Origin of the sequence: Flavobacterium sp. N502540, from assembly GCF_025947365.1 — a bacterium.
Lineage (GTDB): Bacteria > Bacteroidota > Bacteroidia > Flavobacteriales > Flavobacteriaceae > Flavobacterium.
Window position 1 is genome coordinate 4,876,601 of sequence record NZ_CP110012.1, and the last position, 17,531, is coordinate 4,894,131.

Annotated in this window: 11 protein-coding genes; 7 read left to right on the forward strand and 4 right to left on the reverse strand. The window is 36.1% G+C overall.

Features of this window, described 5'->3' with window-relative positions:
* Positions 1–124 precede the first annotated feature (124 nt).
* The 4 genes from OLM58_RS20320 (at position 125) to OLM58_RS20335 (ending at position 5,643) form a co-directional block, all read left to right on the forward strand.
* Positions 125–1,618: an ankyrin repeat domain-containing protein gene (locus tag OLM58_RS20320; RefSeq protein ID WP_264530388.1), complete on the forward strand. Its 1,494-nt coding sequence runs from the start codon at positions 125–127 to the stop codon at positions 1,616–1,618.
* Between the two features lie 135 nt (positions 1,619–1,753).
* Positions 1,754–2,233 carry a DUF2271 domain-containing protein gene (locus OLM58_RS20325; protein WP_264530389.1) on the forward strand — a complete coding sequence of 160 codons (480 nt, stop codon included), beginning with the start codon at positions 1,754–1,756 and terminating at the stop codon, positions 2,231–2,233.
* A gap of 136 nt (positions 2,234–2,369) precedes the next feature.
* Positions 2,370–4,562, forward strand: a complete 2,193-nt coding sequence (locus tag OLM58_RS20330) for a PepSY domain-containing protein (protein WP_264530390.1) — start codon at positions 2,370–2,372, stop codon at positions 4,560–4,562.
* A 67-nt stretch (positions 4,563–4,629) separates the two neighbouring features.
* Positions 4,630–5,643 (forward strand): FAD:protein FMN transferase, encoded by a 1,014-nt coding sequence (locus OLM58_RS20335; protein ID WP_264530391.1) that lies wholly within the window; start codon positions 4,630–4,632, stop codon positions 5,641–5,643.
* 535 nt (positions 5,644–6,178) lie between these two features.
* Here the strand turns inward: OLM58_RS20335 and OLM58_RS20340 are convergent.
* Both OLM58_RS20340 and OLM58_RS20345 read right to left on the reverse strand, forming a co-directional pair.
* Positions 6,179–7,309 (reverse strand): FAD-dependent oxidoreductase, encoded by a 1,131-nt coding sequence (locus tag OLM58_RS20340; protein ID WP_264530392.1) that lies wholly within the window; start codon positions 7,307–7,309, stop codon positions 6,179–6,181.
* 46 nt (positions 7,310–7,355) lie between these two features.
* On the reverse strand, positions 7,356–8,189 hold the full coding sequence (locus OLM58_RS20345) for a helix-turn-helix domain-containing protein (RefSeq protein ID WP_264530393.1): 834 nt from the start codon (positions 8,187–8,189) through the stop codon (positions 7,356–7,358).
* A gap of 370 nt (positions 8,190–8,559) precedes the next feature.
* Between OLM58_RS20345 and OLM58_RS20350 the strand changes: the two genes are divergently transcribed.
* Entirely contained in the window at positions 8,560–10,968 is a 2,409-nt protein-coding gene (locus tag OLM58_RS20350; protein ID WP_264530394.1) for a TonB-dependent receptor, read from the forward strand.
* 24 nt (positions 10,969–10,992) lie between these two features.
* Entirely contained in the window at positions 10,993–12,324 is a 1,332-nt protein-coding gene (locus OLM58_RS20355; RefSeq protein WP_264530395.1) for a hypothetical protein, read from the forward strand.
* Positions 12,325–12,451: 127 nt separating this feature from the next.
* Here the strand turns inward: OLM58_RS20355 and OLM58_RS20360 are convergent, their stop codons facing one another.
* A complete protein-coding gene (locus OLM58_RS20360) occupies positions 12,452–13,849 on the reverse strand; it encodes a glycine-rich domain-containing protein (protein WP_264530396.1) in 1,398 nt (465 codons plus the stop codon).
* A gap of 451 nt (positions 13,850–14,300) precedes the next feature.
* Between OLM58_RS20360 and OLM58_RS20365 the strand changes: the two genes are divergently transcribed.
* Entirely contained in the window at positions 14,301–15,989 is a 1,689-nt protein-coding gene (locus OLM58_RS20365) for a glycoside hydrolase family 28 protein (RefSeq protein WP_264530397.1), read from the forward strand.
* A gap of 135 nt (positions 15,990–16,124) precedes the next feature.
* Here OLM58_RS20365 and OLM58_RS20370 read toward each other — a convergent pair whose 3' ends face one another.
* Complete coding sequence (locus OLM58_RS20370) at positions 16,125–17,531, reverse strand: efflux transporter outer membrane subunit (protein WP_264530398.1); 1,407 nt, start codon at positions 17,529–17,531, stop codon at positions 16,125–16,127.

The following is a 17,531-nucleotide window of genomic DNA, read 5'->3' on the forward strand; positions in this document are numbered from 1 at the left end:
ATTTACTAATATTAATTTTTACATTTGCGTTATTTTTAACTATTCTAAATAGATTGAACTTCTCAAGCTATTTCAGTAGTGTACCAAAACTAACTCATTTTTAAAAAATAGTAAATCTTACAATATGAAAAAGAATTTCTTTCTCTCTTTTGCATTAGTCGCTTCTTTATTTGTTAGTGCTCAGCAAAAAAACATATTATTAGAACAATCATTTTGGAAAACAGCACCGGATGTAAATGCGGTTAAAGCTGAAATTGCAAAAGGAAATAGTCCGACAGTACCCAATGCTAACGCTTTTGATGCGACTGTTGTTGCGATCAACAATGATGCTCCTATCGCTTCTATAAAATTCTTATTGGACCAGCCCGGTAATACCATCGCTAAATTAACTCACGACAACCGTATTTACCTGCATTGGGCTGCTTACAGAGGAAATCTTGAACTGGTAAATTACCTTATTGCAAAAGGTTCTGATATTAATCTTGAAGACAGCCATGCTACTACTCCGATCGCTTTTGCTGCCTCAAACGGTCAAACCAATACCGCTTTGTACGATGCTTTTTTCAAAGCCGGAATTGATCCAAAGAAAAAATATGCCGATGGTGCAAATTTATTACTAATGGCTGTAGCATCAGATAAAGATCTTGTTTTAACGGATTATTTAGTATCAAAAGGATTGTCTTTAAAAGATGTTGATGCTAACGGAAGTACTGCTTTCGATTATGCAGCAAGAACAGGAAATATTGCTCTTCTAAAAAAACTTTTAGACCGAAAAGTAAAACCAACTGACAATGCGCTTCTAATCGCAGCACAAGGTTCACGTAGAGAAACCAATACTCTTGAAACTTATAAATATTTGGTAGAAGAAGTAAAATTAAAAGCTACTGCGACTAGTAAGTCCGGAGAAAATGTACTTCATTTATTGGCAAACAAACCAAATCAGGGAGAGATAATTGCTTACTTTTTAGCTAAAGGTGTTGATGCAAACAAAATCGACAAAGATGGAAATACACCACTAATGATCGCTGCCGGAGCAAGAGAAACTGCTGCATTAGAAAAACTATTACCGGTTACCAAAAACATCAATCTGCAAAACACCAAAGGCGAATCGGCATTGACTTTCTCCGTAAGATCAGGTGCAGCTGAAGCTGTTGCAACTTTATTAAGCAAAGGTGCTGATGTAAATGTAAAAGACAAAGACGGAAACAATCTGGGAGTATATTTAGTACAATCTTACCGTCCGATGGGCCGTGAAGCTAATGCTGCTCAGGATCCATTCGAAGCAAAAATAAAATTACTACAGGAAAAAGGACTAAACTTAGCAGCTGTACAAAAAGACGGAAGTTCACTCTACCATTCTGCGATTGCTAAAAACGACCTGACTCTGGTAAAAAAATTAGCGCCTTTAAACATTGACGTTAATGCTAAAAATAAGGATGGTTTAACAGCTTTACACAAAGCGGCTATGGTTGCCAAAGACGACTCTATCTTAAAATATCTTTTATCCATTGGTGCTAAAAAAGACATTAACACCGAATTTGACGAAAGTGCTTATGCATTAGCAAAAGAAAACGAATCATTAGCCAAAAATAATGTTTCTATTGACTTTTTAAAGTAATAGCTAAAAACTGCATGTTTCAAGTTTCATGTTTTAAGTTTCATGTTTCAAAAACCTGACAATCTAACAATCTAAAAATCTAAAGTTCTAACAATCTAAAGTTCTAACAATCTAAAGATCTAACAATCTAAAAAAATGAAATCAATATTTAAAATAGCCCTTACAGCGGCACTAATCTGCTTAATCTCTTTTCAGTCTGCAGCACAAAGCAAATACAAATGTATGCTTCAAATGGCTAATTATATGGGAGAAGGCGCTTACATCGTTGTTTCACTTATCAATCCAAAAGGAGAATATGAGAAAACACTTTATGTAATGGGTGACGATAAAAAATGGTACAAATCATTGAAAGAATGGAATAAATTTCAAACTGCAAAACCTGCTGACATCAGTGCAAAAACAGGAGCTTCTGTTACGGGTGGAGACCGCAGCATTACCACCATTGAAATTGAAGATTCTAAAATCAACAAAGGATATAAACTAAGATTTGAATCGGCTGTAGAAGATCAGAAATATTATGTAAGTGATTTGGAAATTCCACTTACTACCGAAGGATTGGCAAACAAGACAGAAGGAAAAGGTTATATCAGATATGTAAGATTAAACAAAATTTAATTATAGTAATCGCACAGTTTACTAAATTAATTTCTTAAAAAAAATAGCCACAGATTCTACTCGTTTCAACAAAATCAGATCCTTTTAATCTGTGGCAAAAAACGCTTACATTTGATTACATTATAGATTACATTCAATGACTCTTTCTTTTTGGCGTTACGCGCACCTGGCTCTTGCTTTATTCTCTTCTTTATTTTTAATCCTCGCTTCGGCAACAGGTACCATATTGGCTGTTGATGCGATGCAGGAAAAAACACTTCCCTATCGGGCTGAGAATTTTGATAAGATCACATTGGAAGAAGCCCTTATCGTACTCAAAAAGAACTATTCTGAAATCACTACCATAAATGTCGATCACAATCAATTTGTAACCCTACAGGCTATCGATGAAGATGGTAATGACATTAACGCTTATATTGATCCTAAAACCGGTAAAAAATTAGGAACGCCCCTGAAAAAAAGCGAATTTATTCAATGGGTTACCGGATTCCATCGTTCTTTATTTCTTCATGAAACAGGACGATTTTTTGTTGGTGTTATTTCCTTTTTACTTGTTTTAATTGCAATTTCAGGCTTTGCATTGGTTTTAAACAGACAAAGAGGCATTCGTAATTTTTTCTCTAAAGTAGTTAAAGAGTATTTCGCACAATACTATCATGTTGTTCTGGGAAGACTGGCACTAATTCCGATTCTGATTATTGCACTTACGGGAACTTATTTATCTCTGGAAAAATTCAATTTCTTCATGGATAAAAAAGATCAGGAAAAAGTCAAAATGGTCAAAGCTGTTATTTCTAAAGAAGAAAAAGAAACTTCTGTTTTCAAACATACTCTGTTGGCGGACGTCAGACAAATTGAATTTCCTTTTACAGATGATCCGGAAGAATATTACATCATCGAATTAAAAGACCGTGAAATCGAAGTCAATCAGGTAACCGGTGCTATTGTTGGAAAAAAACTTTCTCCGATAACGGCTCAGTTTTCAGACTTAAGCCTTGATCTTCATACCGGAAGAGCTAATGGAATCTGGGCTTTTATACTTGCCATTGCCAGTATTAATATCCTCTTTTTTATCTATTCGGGTTTTGCAATTACTTTAAAAAGAAGATCCAGCCGAATCAAAAATAAATTCAAAGCCAATGAAAGTGAATTTATACTACTGGTAGGATCTGAAAATGGAAGCTCTTTACGATTTGCCAATGCCATTCTCAAACAATTAATCGATCAGGGCAAAAAAGCATTTATCACTGAATTGAACAGCTACACTGCTTTTCCAAAAGCAGAACATCTGATTGTCTTCTCCTCTACACACGGATTAGGAGATGCGCCTTCGAATGGAAATAAATTTATATCCCTTTTAAAGAAATACCCGCAACAGCAAAAAATCACTTATTCTGTAGTAGGATTCGGCTCCAAAGCCTATCCTGATTTTTGCGGTTTTGCTTTCGAAATTGACAAACTGTTAGAAAATCAAAATTGGGCAGAACGTTTATTGGAAGTTCAGACGGTAAATGATAAATCAGCAGTCGAATTTGTCAGCTGGATCAGATTGTGGAGTGCTAAGATGCAAATTCCATTGTCGACAACCCCTTCGCTTTACAATCATGTTCCGAAAGGATTACAAAAATTAATGGTTCTGGACAAAACGCTTATTTCCGAAACCGAGCAGACTTTCCTGATCACCTTGCGCGCCAACATGAGGGCTAAATTTACTTCTGGTGACTTATTGGCTATTTATCCGGCTAACGACAGCAGGGAACGTCTCTACTCGATCGGAAGTCATTCCGGAAACATACAATTGGTCGTAAAACTACATCCACACGGATTAGGTTCAGGTTTTCTAAACGCTCTGGCACCCGGAAATGTGATAAAAGCCAGAATCATCAACAATAAAGCGTTCCATTTTCCTAAAAAAATACCTCAGGCAGCCTTTATTTCAAACGGAACAGGTATTGCTCCTTTTCTTGGAATGATTGAGCAAAATAAAGCCAAGACAGAAGCTCACTTGTATTCAGGATTCCGTATGGAAACGGAAACAGTTTCAGGCTATAAAAAGTTTGCCGCTGAAATGATTCAGAAACAAAAACTGCACAGTTTTCATCTGGCTTTGTCCCGCGAAAACGAACATTTTTATGTGATGGATCTCATCAAACGCGATGCCGATTTCTTTATCAATTTATTGCAAAAAGGCGGTGTTATTATGATTTGCGGTTCACTTGCCATGCAGCAGGATGTAGAAGCAGTTCTGGACCAATTATGCCTGGAAAGAAATGTCAAGAATCTTTCGGAATACAAGAAAAATGGCCAATTGCTAAGCGATTGTTACTAGTGAATTATTGCTTTTAATGCATCGCAACATCAATTTTAGGCCTCTTTAAAACATAAAACAAATTTCAATGTCAATCAAAAAAGCGATCCATACTCACTCTTTAATGCTACTGGTAATGTTTTGGAGCCTAACCAGTACTGCACAGGTTCTGCGAAAAAGAACCACTTTGCTTATGGGGGGACGCTTTGACATTTCGATTGTAGCAAAAGACTCCCTTACCGCAGAACAGAATATCGATATTGTAATTGCTGAAATCACACGAATTGAAAATCTGATCTCCGACTGGAAATCTGATTCACAAGTCTCTGAGGTCAATCAAAATGCAGGAATCCGCCCTGTAAAGGTAGATCGTGAAGTTTTTGAACTCACCCAAAGAGCATTACAATTTTCAGAGGCTACCAAAGGTGGTTTCGATATCAGTTTTGCCGCAATGGATCGAATCTGGAAATTTGACGGATCGATGACAGAAATGCCTTCGGCCGAGGCCATCAAAAAATCTGTAGAAAAAGTAGGTTACAAAAATATTATCCTCGACAGCGTTCAATCGACCGTATTCCTAAAATTAAAAGGAATGAAAATTGGATTTGGCGCTTTAGGAGAAGGTTATGCGACCGATAAATGCCGAAATATAATGCTTGCAAAAGGCATCAAAGCCGGAATTGTAAACGGTTCAGGCGATATGACTGCCTGGGGGAGACAACCCAATGGAAAAGACTGGAATATTGGCATGACGAATCCTTTTCATCCTGATACTTTGTTTGCCGTTGTCCCGTTAAACAATGGTGCTGTGACCACCTCCGGAAGTTATGAAAAGTTTGTTGTTTTCAACGGCAAGCGTTACTCTCATATCATCAATCCCGCAACCGGATATCCTGCTACTGGTTTGTGTAGTGTTTCTGTTTTTGGTCCAAATGCGGAAACTGCAAATGGGTTAAGTACTTCTCTTATGGTTTTAGGACAAAAAGCAGGACTTCTTCTTTTAAAAAAATATCCCGACTATAGCTGTGTCATGATCACCGATAATGGAAAATTAGTCAAATCCTCGAACTTCAAAATAAAAAAATTCAAGACTAAATTTTAAACTATTGAAGATACTTGTTGCGAGTGTTTTTTCACGCAGATTTAGCAGATAATGCAAATTTTTATCCCTTCAAAACGTTAATAATGAAGCTCTTTTTTTTTATAATTCCGGATTTCTTTCTTTACTCTATAACTTAAAAAAAATTAGCCACGAATTCACGAATTCTTTCTAATTTGTATGTTTAAAAAATTTGTGAATTCGTGGCTATTTATTACACGACACTTAATAAAATAAAATCAGAAAAATTACCTGTAAAATTTCAAAATCAAAAAATTCAAGGCTAAACTTTAAACTGTCGAAGATACTTTGTTATGAGTGTTTTTTTTCACGCAGATTTAGCAGATAATGCAGACTTTTATCCCTTCAAAGCGTTAATAATGAATCATTTTTAACTATTTCGAATTCCTTTCTTTGCTCTATAACTTTAAAAAAATCAGCCACGAATTCACGAATTCTTTCTAATTTGTATGCTTAAAAAATTTGTGAATTCGTGGCTATTTATTACACGACACTTTATAAAAATAAAATCAAAAAATTACCTGTAAAATTCCAAAAAAGAAAAATCAGGACTCTGCATTGCTATTTCGTTAGTTGCCGTCTCAAGCTGTGCTTCTGTTGCATAAACAAACATCTTTTGTTCATAATCAGTTATTGCTTCCTCTATCGTTTCAAATTCTCCATTGGTCAGATTATTCGATAAAATTAGGGCGTCTAATAATCCTATATTTGCCCCCTGACCCGCAAAAGGAGGCATAATATGTGCCGCATCTCCAATGAGTGTGATAAGCAACGGACGCTCTTTTTTCCAATGACAATCTAAAATGATCTTTCGCGTTGGCCATAAAACAAAAGAAGAAGTAGCTTCCAGTAATTCCTTATAGCGTTCGTCCCATTCAGAAAACCGATTTAAAAGGTACTTTCGAATACCATCCGTACTTTCAAAAGCTCCATCTTTCCTGATAAACTCCTCCGGACTTTTGAAAATGATATTATAACTTAATACTTTGCCATTCTTTGGATTTGCAACCAATAAACCTTCTTTTCCGGAAGTCATAAGTATAGTGCCGTTACACAATCTATTGAACTTCTCGCAGGATGTTTCCGGACAAAGCACCTCGCCTTGTATCATCAATGTTCCGGTATACTCGATTGTAGCAGGTGTGATCAATTTTCTGGCTTTAGACATTCCTCCATTAGCTCCAATAACAAAATCGGCAATCGCATTTGTCCCGTTTTCAAACTCCAGAAGCCATTTTACGCTGTCAGCTTTAAGATTGGTAAACTTGCTGTCCCAGATTACAGTATCACTTTTCAAACTATTAAGCAATAATAATCTTAAATCGTTCCTGTTAATTTCGGGATTATCATAACGTTCTTCTTCGGTTGTTGTTTTAGAAAATAAAACATTTCCTTGAGGATCAGCTACTGTTCTTCCCATTGGTACTGCCTTATCAAAATAATTATCCAATAAACCAGCTTGCGCTAAAGCTTCTTGTCCTGAACCTTTGTGAAGATCAAGTGTTCCACCGGAAATTCTGGTTTCAGCATTTAAATCTCTTTCATAAACGGTAACATCTACTCCGTTTTGCTGTAATAATTTTGCCATAGTAAGACCAACTGGTCCTGCACCAATAATGGCTACTTTTTTATCTTTTAATAACATCATTTTATCTTCTAAATTAAGAATGACAAAATTCTGCTATCCGATTATTTTAGGATTGTATAAATGCGACAAAATCACGGTTTATCAGCTGTTGTTTTGCTTTTCGTGCAAATGCACCCGGTGTGGTACCGCTGTAACGTTTAAATTCTCTGATCAAGTGAGACTGATCCGTATAACCTAATTCCTGCGCTAAACTTGCAATACTTAAATTGGGCTCGAGCCATAATCGGTTACGAACCTGTTCGAAGCGCATGACAGTCGAAACATCTTTAATAGTATAACCTGATGATTGCTTAAAATTTCTTTCTAAAGTACGTATTGTGGCATGAGAAGCTGCGGCTACCTCCCTAACCGATATACTTCCTCCGGCCACTTTCATGGCGGCACCAGCTTTAGACAACAAAGTGTTAGTGCCCGGTTTTGCTACTATTGTCAAAAAATAGTCTTCGACTTTAGCAATTGCCTCTTCAATTTTGTGTGAAGCTATCAAATCGTTCAAACCAGACTGAAGTTTAGCAATAGGATGCTCAAAAACCTGTACTCCCTCCTTACCCTTTTGAGAAGACAATCCAAGCAGGTCAAAAACCATCCACGGATAACACCTGATCCCAATAATTTCAAGCGAATTAACAGAATTAAAAACAGCAGGCTGATGGAGTAACCCTATCATAAATGGTGATGTCAGCGGTTTCAAAACTCCACTAGAAGAAATACGAAGCTCATTTCCAAAATAAAAAATAATTTCAGCATAGCCATCCGGTATTACTTCAAAGTTCGATTGTATTTTCCCATAATCGATCTTATCATACCAAAAGCACTTTATGCTTTTTTGTAATGCTTCGGCCGGAACAAATTCCTGATGGTTGGTTTGAAAAGAAAGCATAATTGGAAGAAATTAGAGACAAACGATTATAAAACAAACTAAAGCCATTTCAAAAAACTGTCCTTATTTTGACAATAATCCATTTCAAAATTAAGAAATTATTATGTACTATTACATCAAAACACAAACAACTGTTTATCAACCATAAGCATAGAATAACAAACTTTACATTGAACTATTCTCAATTTTGACCTTTGTAATTTAAAAAGTATTATAGTACAAAACACATCCGATTCTTAGACTCCAAAATCTAAATTTATTCCAACATTAGAATTTCTAATGCAATTCTAATGATCTTCTAATTCCTTTATTTAGATTAAATATAAACAATGATTTAGCTTTGCATTTCTATTTAAGAAGTACATAAATCATGAGGTTTTTATTGTTGTTGTTGACATTCGTTCATTTTTCAGTTTGGTCCCAAAATGGGAATATTAAAGGAAAAGTTACTTTTGAAAATTCTGAATCTGCATTCGGCGCCTCAGTTACAATTGCCGGAACTCAAAAGTTTGCCTTAGTTGGTAACAACGGTCAATTTGAAATTAAAAATGTTGCTTACGGTACATACACTCTCGAAATTACATCACTTGAAGCGAAAACTAAAACAGTAAAGGTAACTTTAAACAGTCCTACTGCTCAGGTAAATATCTCATTGGAAAAATCAAATGATCCAAAAGCCTTAAAAGAGGTTGTTGTAAAAAAGACATCGGTAAAAAGAGAAATTATGAACAAAGGTTTCTCTGTCAATGTGATAGAAACTAAAGACGCGGCCACCAGAAATATACAAACGAATGAATTACTTGACCGCTCTGCGGGTGTACGAATCAGACAAAACGGAGGATTAGGTTCAAGCGTAAATTACAATCTGAATGGAATGTCCGGAAACGCTATCCGAATTTTTATTGACGGAATCCCACTAGATACATATGGTTCTTCCTTTAGCCTTAACAGTATACCACCTGCCCTAATTGAACGCATCGAAGTGTACAAAGGAGTGACTCCGGCAGAGCTAGCCGATGACGCCTTGGGTGGAGCTATCAATGTGATTCTGAAAAAAGGCGCTAAAAATACACTGAATGCCTCTGCTTCCTACGGTTCTTTTAATACCATTCAATCGAACTTTAACACAACCTATCGTGACAAATCCGGTTTTACCCTAAAAGGATCCGGGTTCTATAATTACTCTGATAACGATTATGAAGTATGGGGAAGATTTATTTACAATATAGCACCGGACGGAACTCGTGAAGCTGTAAGAGTTAAACGTTTCGAGAACCGATACAGATCATACGGAGGAAGATTTGAAGCCGGTTTTACCAATGTCAAATGGGCTGACAATTTTCTAATTGGGTTAAATGTTTCTGAAGATCACAATCAAATTCAGCACGGTCAATACATGACAAAACCTTATAAAGGCCGTTTCTCCGAAGCTGATGCTACTGTTTTAAGTCTGAATTACTCTAAAAAAGATTTCCTCTTTAAAAAACTGGATTTCTCGACCAACACGGTCTATAGCGGTAAACATCAGGTCGTAAATGATACCGTCAGAACGGTTTACAACTGGTTTGGTGAAAAAGTAATAGATTTAAGAACAGGTAAACCTCTTTTATCTTATGCGGGGGCACAACAAGGTGCACCAACAATCAATACTATCTCAGAAAATGTGCTAAGCTCCAGAACCGTATTGACTTATAATCTAAATGAAAAAAACAGATTTATATTCAGTAATTTATTCTATACACTGGATAGAAATGAAGACGATTTAATCAAACCGGAATTTCAAAGAGATTTTGAAGCAACATCTGATTTACAAAAAACGGTTACTTCCCTGGCCTACGAAATGCAGGCTTTTGACTCACGCCTGAGAACCAATATTTTCGGTAAGTTTTACGAGCAAAAAGTAAACCACAGAAAACCGGAATTGCTCACACAAAATGGGCAAACCACAGTAGTGGAAAAGATGACCAAAAGTACAACTCCTCTATTTGGATACGGACTGGCCGCTTCCTACTTTTTTACTCCTGCCCTTATGATTACGGCATCAGCAGAAAAAGCCATCCGATTACCAAATGCAACTGAAATATTTGGAAGACCCAGTGACAATGTACTGGCTAACCCCAATCTAAAACCGGAACAAAGCAACAATTTCAATTTAGGATTACAATTTGGACCTTACGCCATAAATACGCACAAAATTTCGGTTGCTGCAACAGGTTTTTCGAGAAATACCCGAGATCGAATTGTTCGTGTCTCGAATGACAGAGTTAATGATGCCATACAAGTTTTACCGTTTGATAATCTGGGACGTGCGCAATCGATTGGCTATGAAGCATCCTTTAATTATAGCTATAACGACCGTTTGTTTGTATCGATGAACCTGTCAAGATTCAACTCCTTATACAAAAAGAAATACGATGATAATGGGAAGGAGCTGGATTTTTACAACAGACAAATCCCAAATGAACCTTTCTTTACCGTAAACGGAAACGTTCAGTACAACTTTAAAGAACTGATACAAAAGAAATCACAACTGAATTTGTACTACAACTTTGGTTACGTAGATCCATTTCCAACAATTTGGATTGATGTACCGGATTCTAAAACACCAGCGCAATTTGCACAGGATTTAGGCTTGAGTTATGTTTTTCCGAACAAACAATTTGTGGTAAGTATTGATGCCAAAAACATTTTTGATAAACAGGTTTTCGATAATTACGCTGTTCAAAAACCCGGACGTGCTTTTTATCTAAAACTGAATTATACCCTTAATAACTTTTAATATCTAATTTTTAATACAATGAATATGAGAAAAAATATGTTTAAACTATTTACATGTGGTCTAGTTTTAGGTGCATTTTCATTGACTACAAGCTGTAGCAGCAATGATGAGAAAAGTGCCGATCCTATAAATCCGGAAACAACTGATCGTTGGATTACGGTTTCGGGCGCATTAATGCAGGAAAATCCCGGAGACGGAAACGGAGGAACTATGGTTTATGCCGTTACAAAGAAAAACGCCAAAGATCCAAACTATTCGATTAATGTTTATGCAGATGGTATGCCGGTACAATCCAACAGAACCGCTCGTTTGCAATCGTCTGTAGACGGAAAAACTCTTTTCAATATTACTTATACCGGAGCTAATGGCGGAGAATTTATGACCTATACCGTAAATGGAGCTAAAAACTTTACACAATCAGGTACGACCGTAAACATTTCTCAATATGCCGGAACATCTCCAAGATGGAATAAACTTTTTGACGGAGACAAAACCGGTGTAGCTGTAAATGTAACTGCTCCCGTAATTAAAACAAATCCAGACAAAAGTTACCTGTATACAAGAGGTACTGCTACCGTTCTTGCTTTAGACCTTAAAGGTATTCGTATCTCAAAATACGATCAGTATGAACTTCCATTAAGCCCTCAGGAAGAAGCTCTGGGACACCATATTTTCCGTTTAGATGCTCCTACGATCAACAAAGCAGGAAACAAAGTGATTATCGGGACATGGTTGCGCAAAACGAATCCAACTACAGGACAAATCGAAACTACCTATGACCGTTTAGGTGCCAAATCTGTTGTAGTAGATTACCCATCATTAGCCAATCCACAAATTATTTCTTCAAAAGTTGGTTTTGGAGATACAAGCGGTTTCCGTAGCTTCAACAGCTTCTTAGGAACTGACGGTAACATTTATCAGGCTACCCAAAGAGATACCAACAGAGGTTCTTATATCGTAAGAATCAACCAAAACAATCAATATGATGACTCATTTGTGATCAGCCTTGATGCTGCATTAGGCATAAAAGGATCTTATATTGATGCCTGGAGATATGCAGGAAACGGAATTGCTTATGTACTTTACACGCAAACCGCAACAGGAAAACAAGGATTTGTTGCAAGAGTAGATTTAAATGCTAAAACGGCTAAAAAAGTAGAAGGTATTGCTTATGACGCAGCTATAGATTTTGGTCAGTACCAAGGTTTTGTAGTGGATGGAAATGAGCTTTACTTAGCGGTTACACCAGTTGGAAAAGACGGAAACATTTACGTTATCGATATCCCAACAGGAGCTGTTACTAAAGGAGCTAAACTGGTAAACAAAGCAGGAAACCATTATATTGGAGTATTCTAAAAAATAATCTGCACAAGCAGTAAAAGCACTCATAACAATTGTTATTACTTGAGTTTTTTTTTTAATTAAAACATTCCGTTTCAGATTTCTGGGACGGAATGTTTGTTTTTATTTAAAATGATTTCTTTTAGTCACCACCGCACCCTCCACATGAAGAACCGCAAGAACTTCCACAAGAAGAGGTTCCACAAGAAGAAGTCCCGCATGAAGAAGTCCCACATGATCCTGAACTAGTTAAATTATTTGGAGAAACCGAATTTGTATTGTAATTAATCAATGGCAAGAATGAACTTGCTAATACTATATTTCCATAAAGAAAATAATCCCATTCCCAATTCTTTTCATATGCAGCTACTATCCTTGCCTTATCTTCGAAAACAGAAGGTATAATAGTTGTAAACATTAAATTCAAGACTTGATTGATATAGTACAATGAAATTAAAGCCAAAGGAATAATGGCAAAAAGTAAAAATGTAATAGGTTTACCTCTCCAAACTCCAGTTATGAATCTGCTAAAACCAATGCTTAACAAGAATCCTAAAATACTCATCACAACGATCACTACATTTGCAAATTCTTTCGAATCAAAAATTCTGTTTCTTATTCTATAAGTTGCTTTCTGAAGTTGCTCAAAAATAGGTTTTTGCAAGGCAGTCTTACATAATTCCTTATAAGACATTGGCTCAAAATCTTTCATAATCTCGACAATACAGTTCTCATATCTATTTTCAACAAAACTTTCATCAATTAATTCTAATCTATCATTTGTTAAAATCTTAATTTTATGATTTATAATCAAATTATTCACCACTCCATGAACGACAGCATCCCGTTTGTTTTCTTTAAAAAATACCATTTCAAGTGCCGTAAGATTCTGCAAAATGAAGTTGTTCTTAATTTTATCATATAGTAAAAGAAAACTTTTTCGGACATAAAATTTCAAGAATAAAATTACAACAACAAAAAGCAAAAGATATACTATAAGGAAATTAGGATTATTAATTTTTATTAAAAATGAAAAGATTGCCAAACACACCGGAAATGACAGAGCGATGGTATAGATTAAAAAGTTTTTCCTAAGTTTTAAAATTTCATATTTACTTCTCTCTAAATGCAAAGAATCTAATTCATTATGATAATGCCAAATTTCAGCTAACTGTGGACCAAAATTAACTTCATAAAGCTCCTTTGTTCTTTCTTTTGCTATTTTAAACTTATCAAATTCTGATCTATTATGAGTTGAGGGAATATGTTCGATCCTCTTTCCTAATAAATCACAGAAATCAGAATAAGAATTAGTAAAAATTAAGTGTTGATGCCAAACAATATCAACAATCGCTGAAGGTGAAACCATTTCGTTATTGGTCGCAGCCAGAAAAAGAAACTTTTTATATTCAATTATGGCACTTTGAGTAAAATGAATCGTCCAATGATTCTCTAGTGCTAATCTTGTTGAAAACCCATATTGATCATTTGGCTGATCAAAACTAAATGCTAAAACCTTCTCCCAAAGTGTTTTATTCATAAAATCACTTATATTTTAGTTATATTTTGTAAAATTAAATGCACTATTTAACATTACAAATCTTCAGCTAAAATAACATTATTTCTTTCACAAAAAACAAGCTTAAAAATTAAATCTTAAATGTTATATAAGTTCAGTTAAGAAAATAACTTATCTTGACTTACATCACTTTCTATGGTAAAAAAATTAGATAGTGTTTGTGAAATTGGTGCGATTCGTAGCAAAAAACGATCATACCCAACAATGAATTATATGCAATGATTGTTTTATTTTTGAAGTGAATCATCATTTGTATTTTTTTTTCATAGATTTGTGTAATCGATTACATTTAGATTTTATTTTTTATTGGAGCTATTTCTTCCAGATTTCTAAAATAGGTCATACCGAATAAGAAGATTCAGTAACAACAAATGCCAATTTATAATTAAATTTCAAACCAAATTAATACCGCATGAAAGCTAAGCCAATCAACCTTTTACGTATTATTCTAACCCTAATGCCCCTCTGTCTCTTGCCCGATGGTTTTGCTCAGGGTTCTAAGTCATATGATACCTATAAAAACATCGAATTTAAAATGCCAAAAGTCAATGAACCGGTAATACCAAATAATACCGTAAATCTAAAAGATTTTGGCGCTGTAAATGGCGGATATGTTTTAAACACTAAAGCTTTCGCTGATGCCATAGAAGCCGTGTCAAAAAAAGGTGGTGGAAAAATAATTATTCCACCCGGAATCTGGCTAACAGGTCCGATTATACTAAAAAGCAATATTGAGCTTCATGCCGAAACAGGAGCCTTAATTAAATTCTCTACCGACAAAAATTTATATCCCATTATTGAAACCAGTTTTGAAGGGCTTAACACCTGGCGCTGCATCTCTCCTATTTATGGTAAGAATCTGGTAAATGTTGCCTTTACGGGAAATGGTGTGTGGGACGGTTCCGGAGAAGCCTGGAGACAGGTTAAAAAAAACAAACTCACAGAGGAACAATGGAAAAATTTTGTTGCTTCCGGTGGTGTTTTAAATGACAAGAAGGACAGCTGGTATCCTTCTGAGCAATATCTAAAAGGAGCAAAAGGTGCGGATCAAAATGTTCGTCATGATCTAAAAACGAAAGAAGAATTTGAAGCCATTCACGACTTCCTTCGCCCAGTTTTAGTGAGCATACAAAATAGTAAAAGAGTATTGTTTGATGGTCCGGTATTTCAAAACTCACCTGCCTGGAACCTTCATCCGTTTATGGTAGAGGATTTAATTGTTAGAAACATAACCGTTCGTAATCCGTGGTTCTCACAAAACGGTGACGGTCTTGACGTAGAATCCTGCAAAAATGTAATTATCGAAAATTCAAGTTTTGATGTGGGTGATGATGCCATCTGTATCAAATCGGGAAAAGATAAAGACGGTCGTGATCGAGGTGTTGCCTGCGAAAATATTATCGTAAAAAACAACATCGTTTATCACGGACATGGCGGTGTAACAGTGGGAAGCGAAATGTCGGGCGGGGTGAAAAATCTGCATGTCTCCAATTGCACTTTCATGGGAACGGATGTTGGTTTGCGTTTTAAAAGCACCCGTGGACGTGGAGGAATTGTGGAAAACATTTATATCTCGGATATTTTTATGACCGATATTCCATCACAAGCCATTTCATTTGATTTGTATTATGGGGGAAAATCCATAGCCGAAACTTTGGCCGAAGGCGGAAACACCGTAACTACAAAAGCTGTTCCTGTAAACGAAGAAACGCCACAGTTTAAAAACATTTCAATTAAAAATATTACGATTAAGGGCGCACAGCAAGCGGTATTTCTGCAAGGTTTGCCCGAAATGAATCTGGAAAACATCGAAATCTCCAATTTAATTGCGAAAGCGAAAAAAGGCTTTTCTATTATTGATGCTAACGGAATTAAAATCAGCAATGCCAAATTAGACATCGAAAATCCTACCGTATTTGAAATCTATAATGCTAAAAATATGTCTTTAAAAAATATAGCGTTTAATTCGACTTCTGCGAAAGCAATCACTATAAATGGAGAAGTTTGTCAAAATATTGAATTGATTCAATCTCCAAAAATAGATTTTTCTAAAACAACTACCCTTGGAGAAACTGTTCCCAAAAATGCTGTAAAGTTTTGAGATTAAAATTTAAGTGTAACTAACAGAATTATTTTGTTCGTTAAAGAAAGTTCACGAAACTCTAAATAAAAAAAGCGCCTCAATACTCTGAGGCGCTTTTCGTTTCAAAATTTAAAATAATAGAAGCCGCGAAGACTATTTCCATCCGCCACCTAAGGCACGATACAAATCGACCACGGCTTGTAATTTTTGCAAATTATCAGTAATCCCGCTTAATTGCGCCGCCAATAAATTTTGCTCTGAAGTTAATACATCGGTATAATTGGTTGCCGAGCTGTACTCTAAAAGCTGTTGTGTAAAATCGACCGCTTTTTCAAGGGCTTCAATTTGTTTTTGTCTTGAGTCTTCTTTTTCAACGGCCATTTCATAAGCATACAAAGCATTTGATACCTCCTGCCCTGCTACTAAAAGACTTTGCTGAAAGTCATTCAGTGCCTGAACTTGTTTGGATTGTGCTGTCGTTAATCTTGCTTTATTCAGTCCCTGATTGAAAATAGGCTGTGTTAAGCCTCCTATTAAAGAATAAAAAACAGAATTGGTAAAGAAATCCGTTAGTTGCAGGTTAGAGAATCCGCCACTTGCGGTAAGCGTTAAACTTGGGTAAAAATACGTTTTAGCCATATTGGTACTTTCAAATGCAGTGCGGAAATTAAACTCGGCCTGACGAACATCAGGACGGTTTTCCAGCAATTGCGCCGGCATACCTACAGCAAGATTTTCCGGAACGGTCTGGTTCCCCAATGTCCCTCTTTCAATAGTGCCCGGAGCTTGTCCCAACAAAATATTAAGAGCATTCTCCGTTTCACGAATACTTCGTTTTAAATCCGGAATCAATACCTCGGCTGCATGCTGATTGGCTTCACTCTGCACCACTGCTGCTCCGGTCACTATTGCTCCTTCTTTTAAAGCTTTAATGGTTTCCACATTTTTAATACGGCTTTCTAAAGTCGCTTTGGTAATTTCTAATTGTTTGTCGTACGCCAACAACAAAAAATAGTTATTTGCAATATCAGCGATCAATTGTGTCTGAATGGCTTGTTTTGCAGCATCTGTAGCAAGATAGGCAGCTAGAGCCGCTCTTTTCGAACTGCTCAATTTTCCCCAAATATCAAGTTCCCAGGAAGTACTTAAACCTAATTTGTAGGTTGTTGTCAGTGTATTGATATTAATTCCCGGGGGGAAATTCAGTCCCGCCTTTGATTGTTTGTTATGTGCCGCACTCGCATCAAAATTCAGCGTTGGATAATAAGCCAATTTTGCCTGACGCAAAGTGGCTCTCGACTGCACTATATTTTCGATCGCATTCCTTAAATTGAGGTTCTGATCTAATCCTTTTTGAATTAAAGCATTCAGTTTTTCATCTTTAAAAACAGTTTGCCACGGCATACTTGCCATAGTAGTCGAATCGGCAGTATTTTGATCGCGATACAACTTATCGGTCGAAATAGCCGACGGACGTTCGTATTTCTTGGTAATCGAGCATGCACTCAACAGTGTGGCTGTCACTAACACGAGAATATATTTATTAGAACTATGAGTCAT

What these genes read in the sequence shown, in the direction of transcription:
- OLM58_RS20320 (WP_264530388.1), top strand. Translation starts at nt 125, where the DNA reads ATGAAAAAGAATTTCTTTCTCTCTTTTGCATTAGTCGCTTCTTTATTT.
- OLM58_RS20325 (WP_264530389.1), top strand. Translation starts at nt 1,754, where the DNA reads ATGAAATCAATATTTAAAATAGCCCTTACAGCGGCACTAATCTGCTTA.
- OLM58_RS20330 (WP_264530390.1), top strand. Translation starts at nt 2,370, where the DNA reads ATGACTCTTTCTTTTTGGCGTTACGCGCACCTGGCTCTTGCTTTATTC.
- OLM58_RS20335 (WP_264530391.1), top strand. Translation starts at nt 4,630, where the DNA reads ATGTCAATCAAAAAAGCGATCCATACTCACTCTTTAATGCTACTGGTA.
- OLM58_RS20340 (WP_264530392.1), bottom strand. Translation starts at nt 7,309, where the DNA reads ATGATGTTATTAAAAGATAAAAAAGTAGCCATTATTGGTGCAGGACCA.
- OLM58_RS20345 (WP_264530393.1), bottom strand. Translation starts at nt 8,189, where the DNA reads ATGCTTTCTTTTCAAACCAACCATCAGGAATTTGTTCCGGCCGAAGCA.
- OLM58_RS20350 (WP_264530394.1), top strand. Translation starts at nt 8,560, where the DNA reads ATGAGGTTTTTATTGTTGTTGTTGACATTCGTTCATTTTTCAGTTTGG.
- OLM58_RS20355 (WP_264530395.1), top strand. Translation starts at nt 10,993, where the DNA reads ATGAGAAAAAATATGTTTAAACTATTTACATGTGGTCTAGTTTTAGGT.
- OLM58_RS20360 (WP_264530396.1), bottom strand. Translation starts at nt 13,849, where the DNA reads ATGAATAAAACACTTTGGGAGAAGGTTTTAGCATTTAGTTTTGATCAG.
- OLM58_RS20365 (WP_264530397.1), top strand. Translation starts at nt 14,301, where the DNA reads ATGAAAGCTAAGCCAATCAACCTTTTACGTATTATTCTAACCCTAATG.
- OLM58_RS20370 (WP_264530398.1), bottom strand. Translation starts at nt 17,531, where the DNA reads ATGACTCATAGTTCTAATAAATATATTCTCGTGTTAGTGACAGCCACA.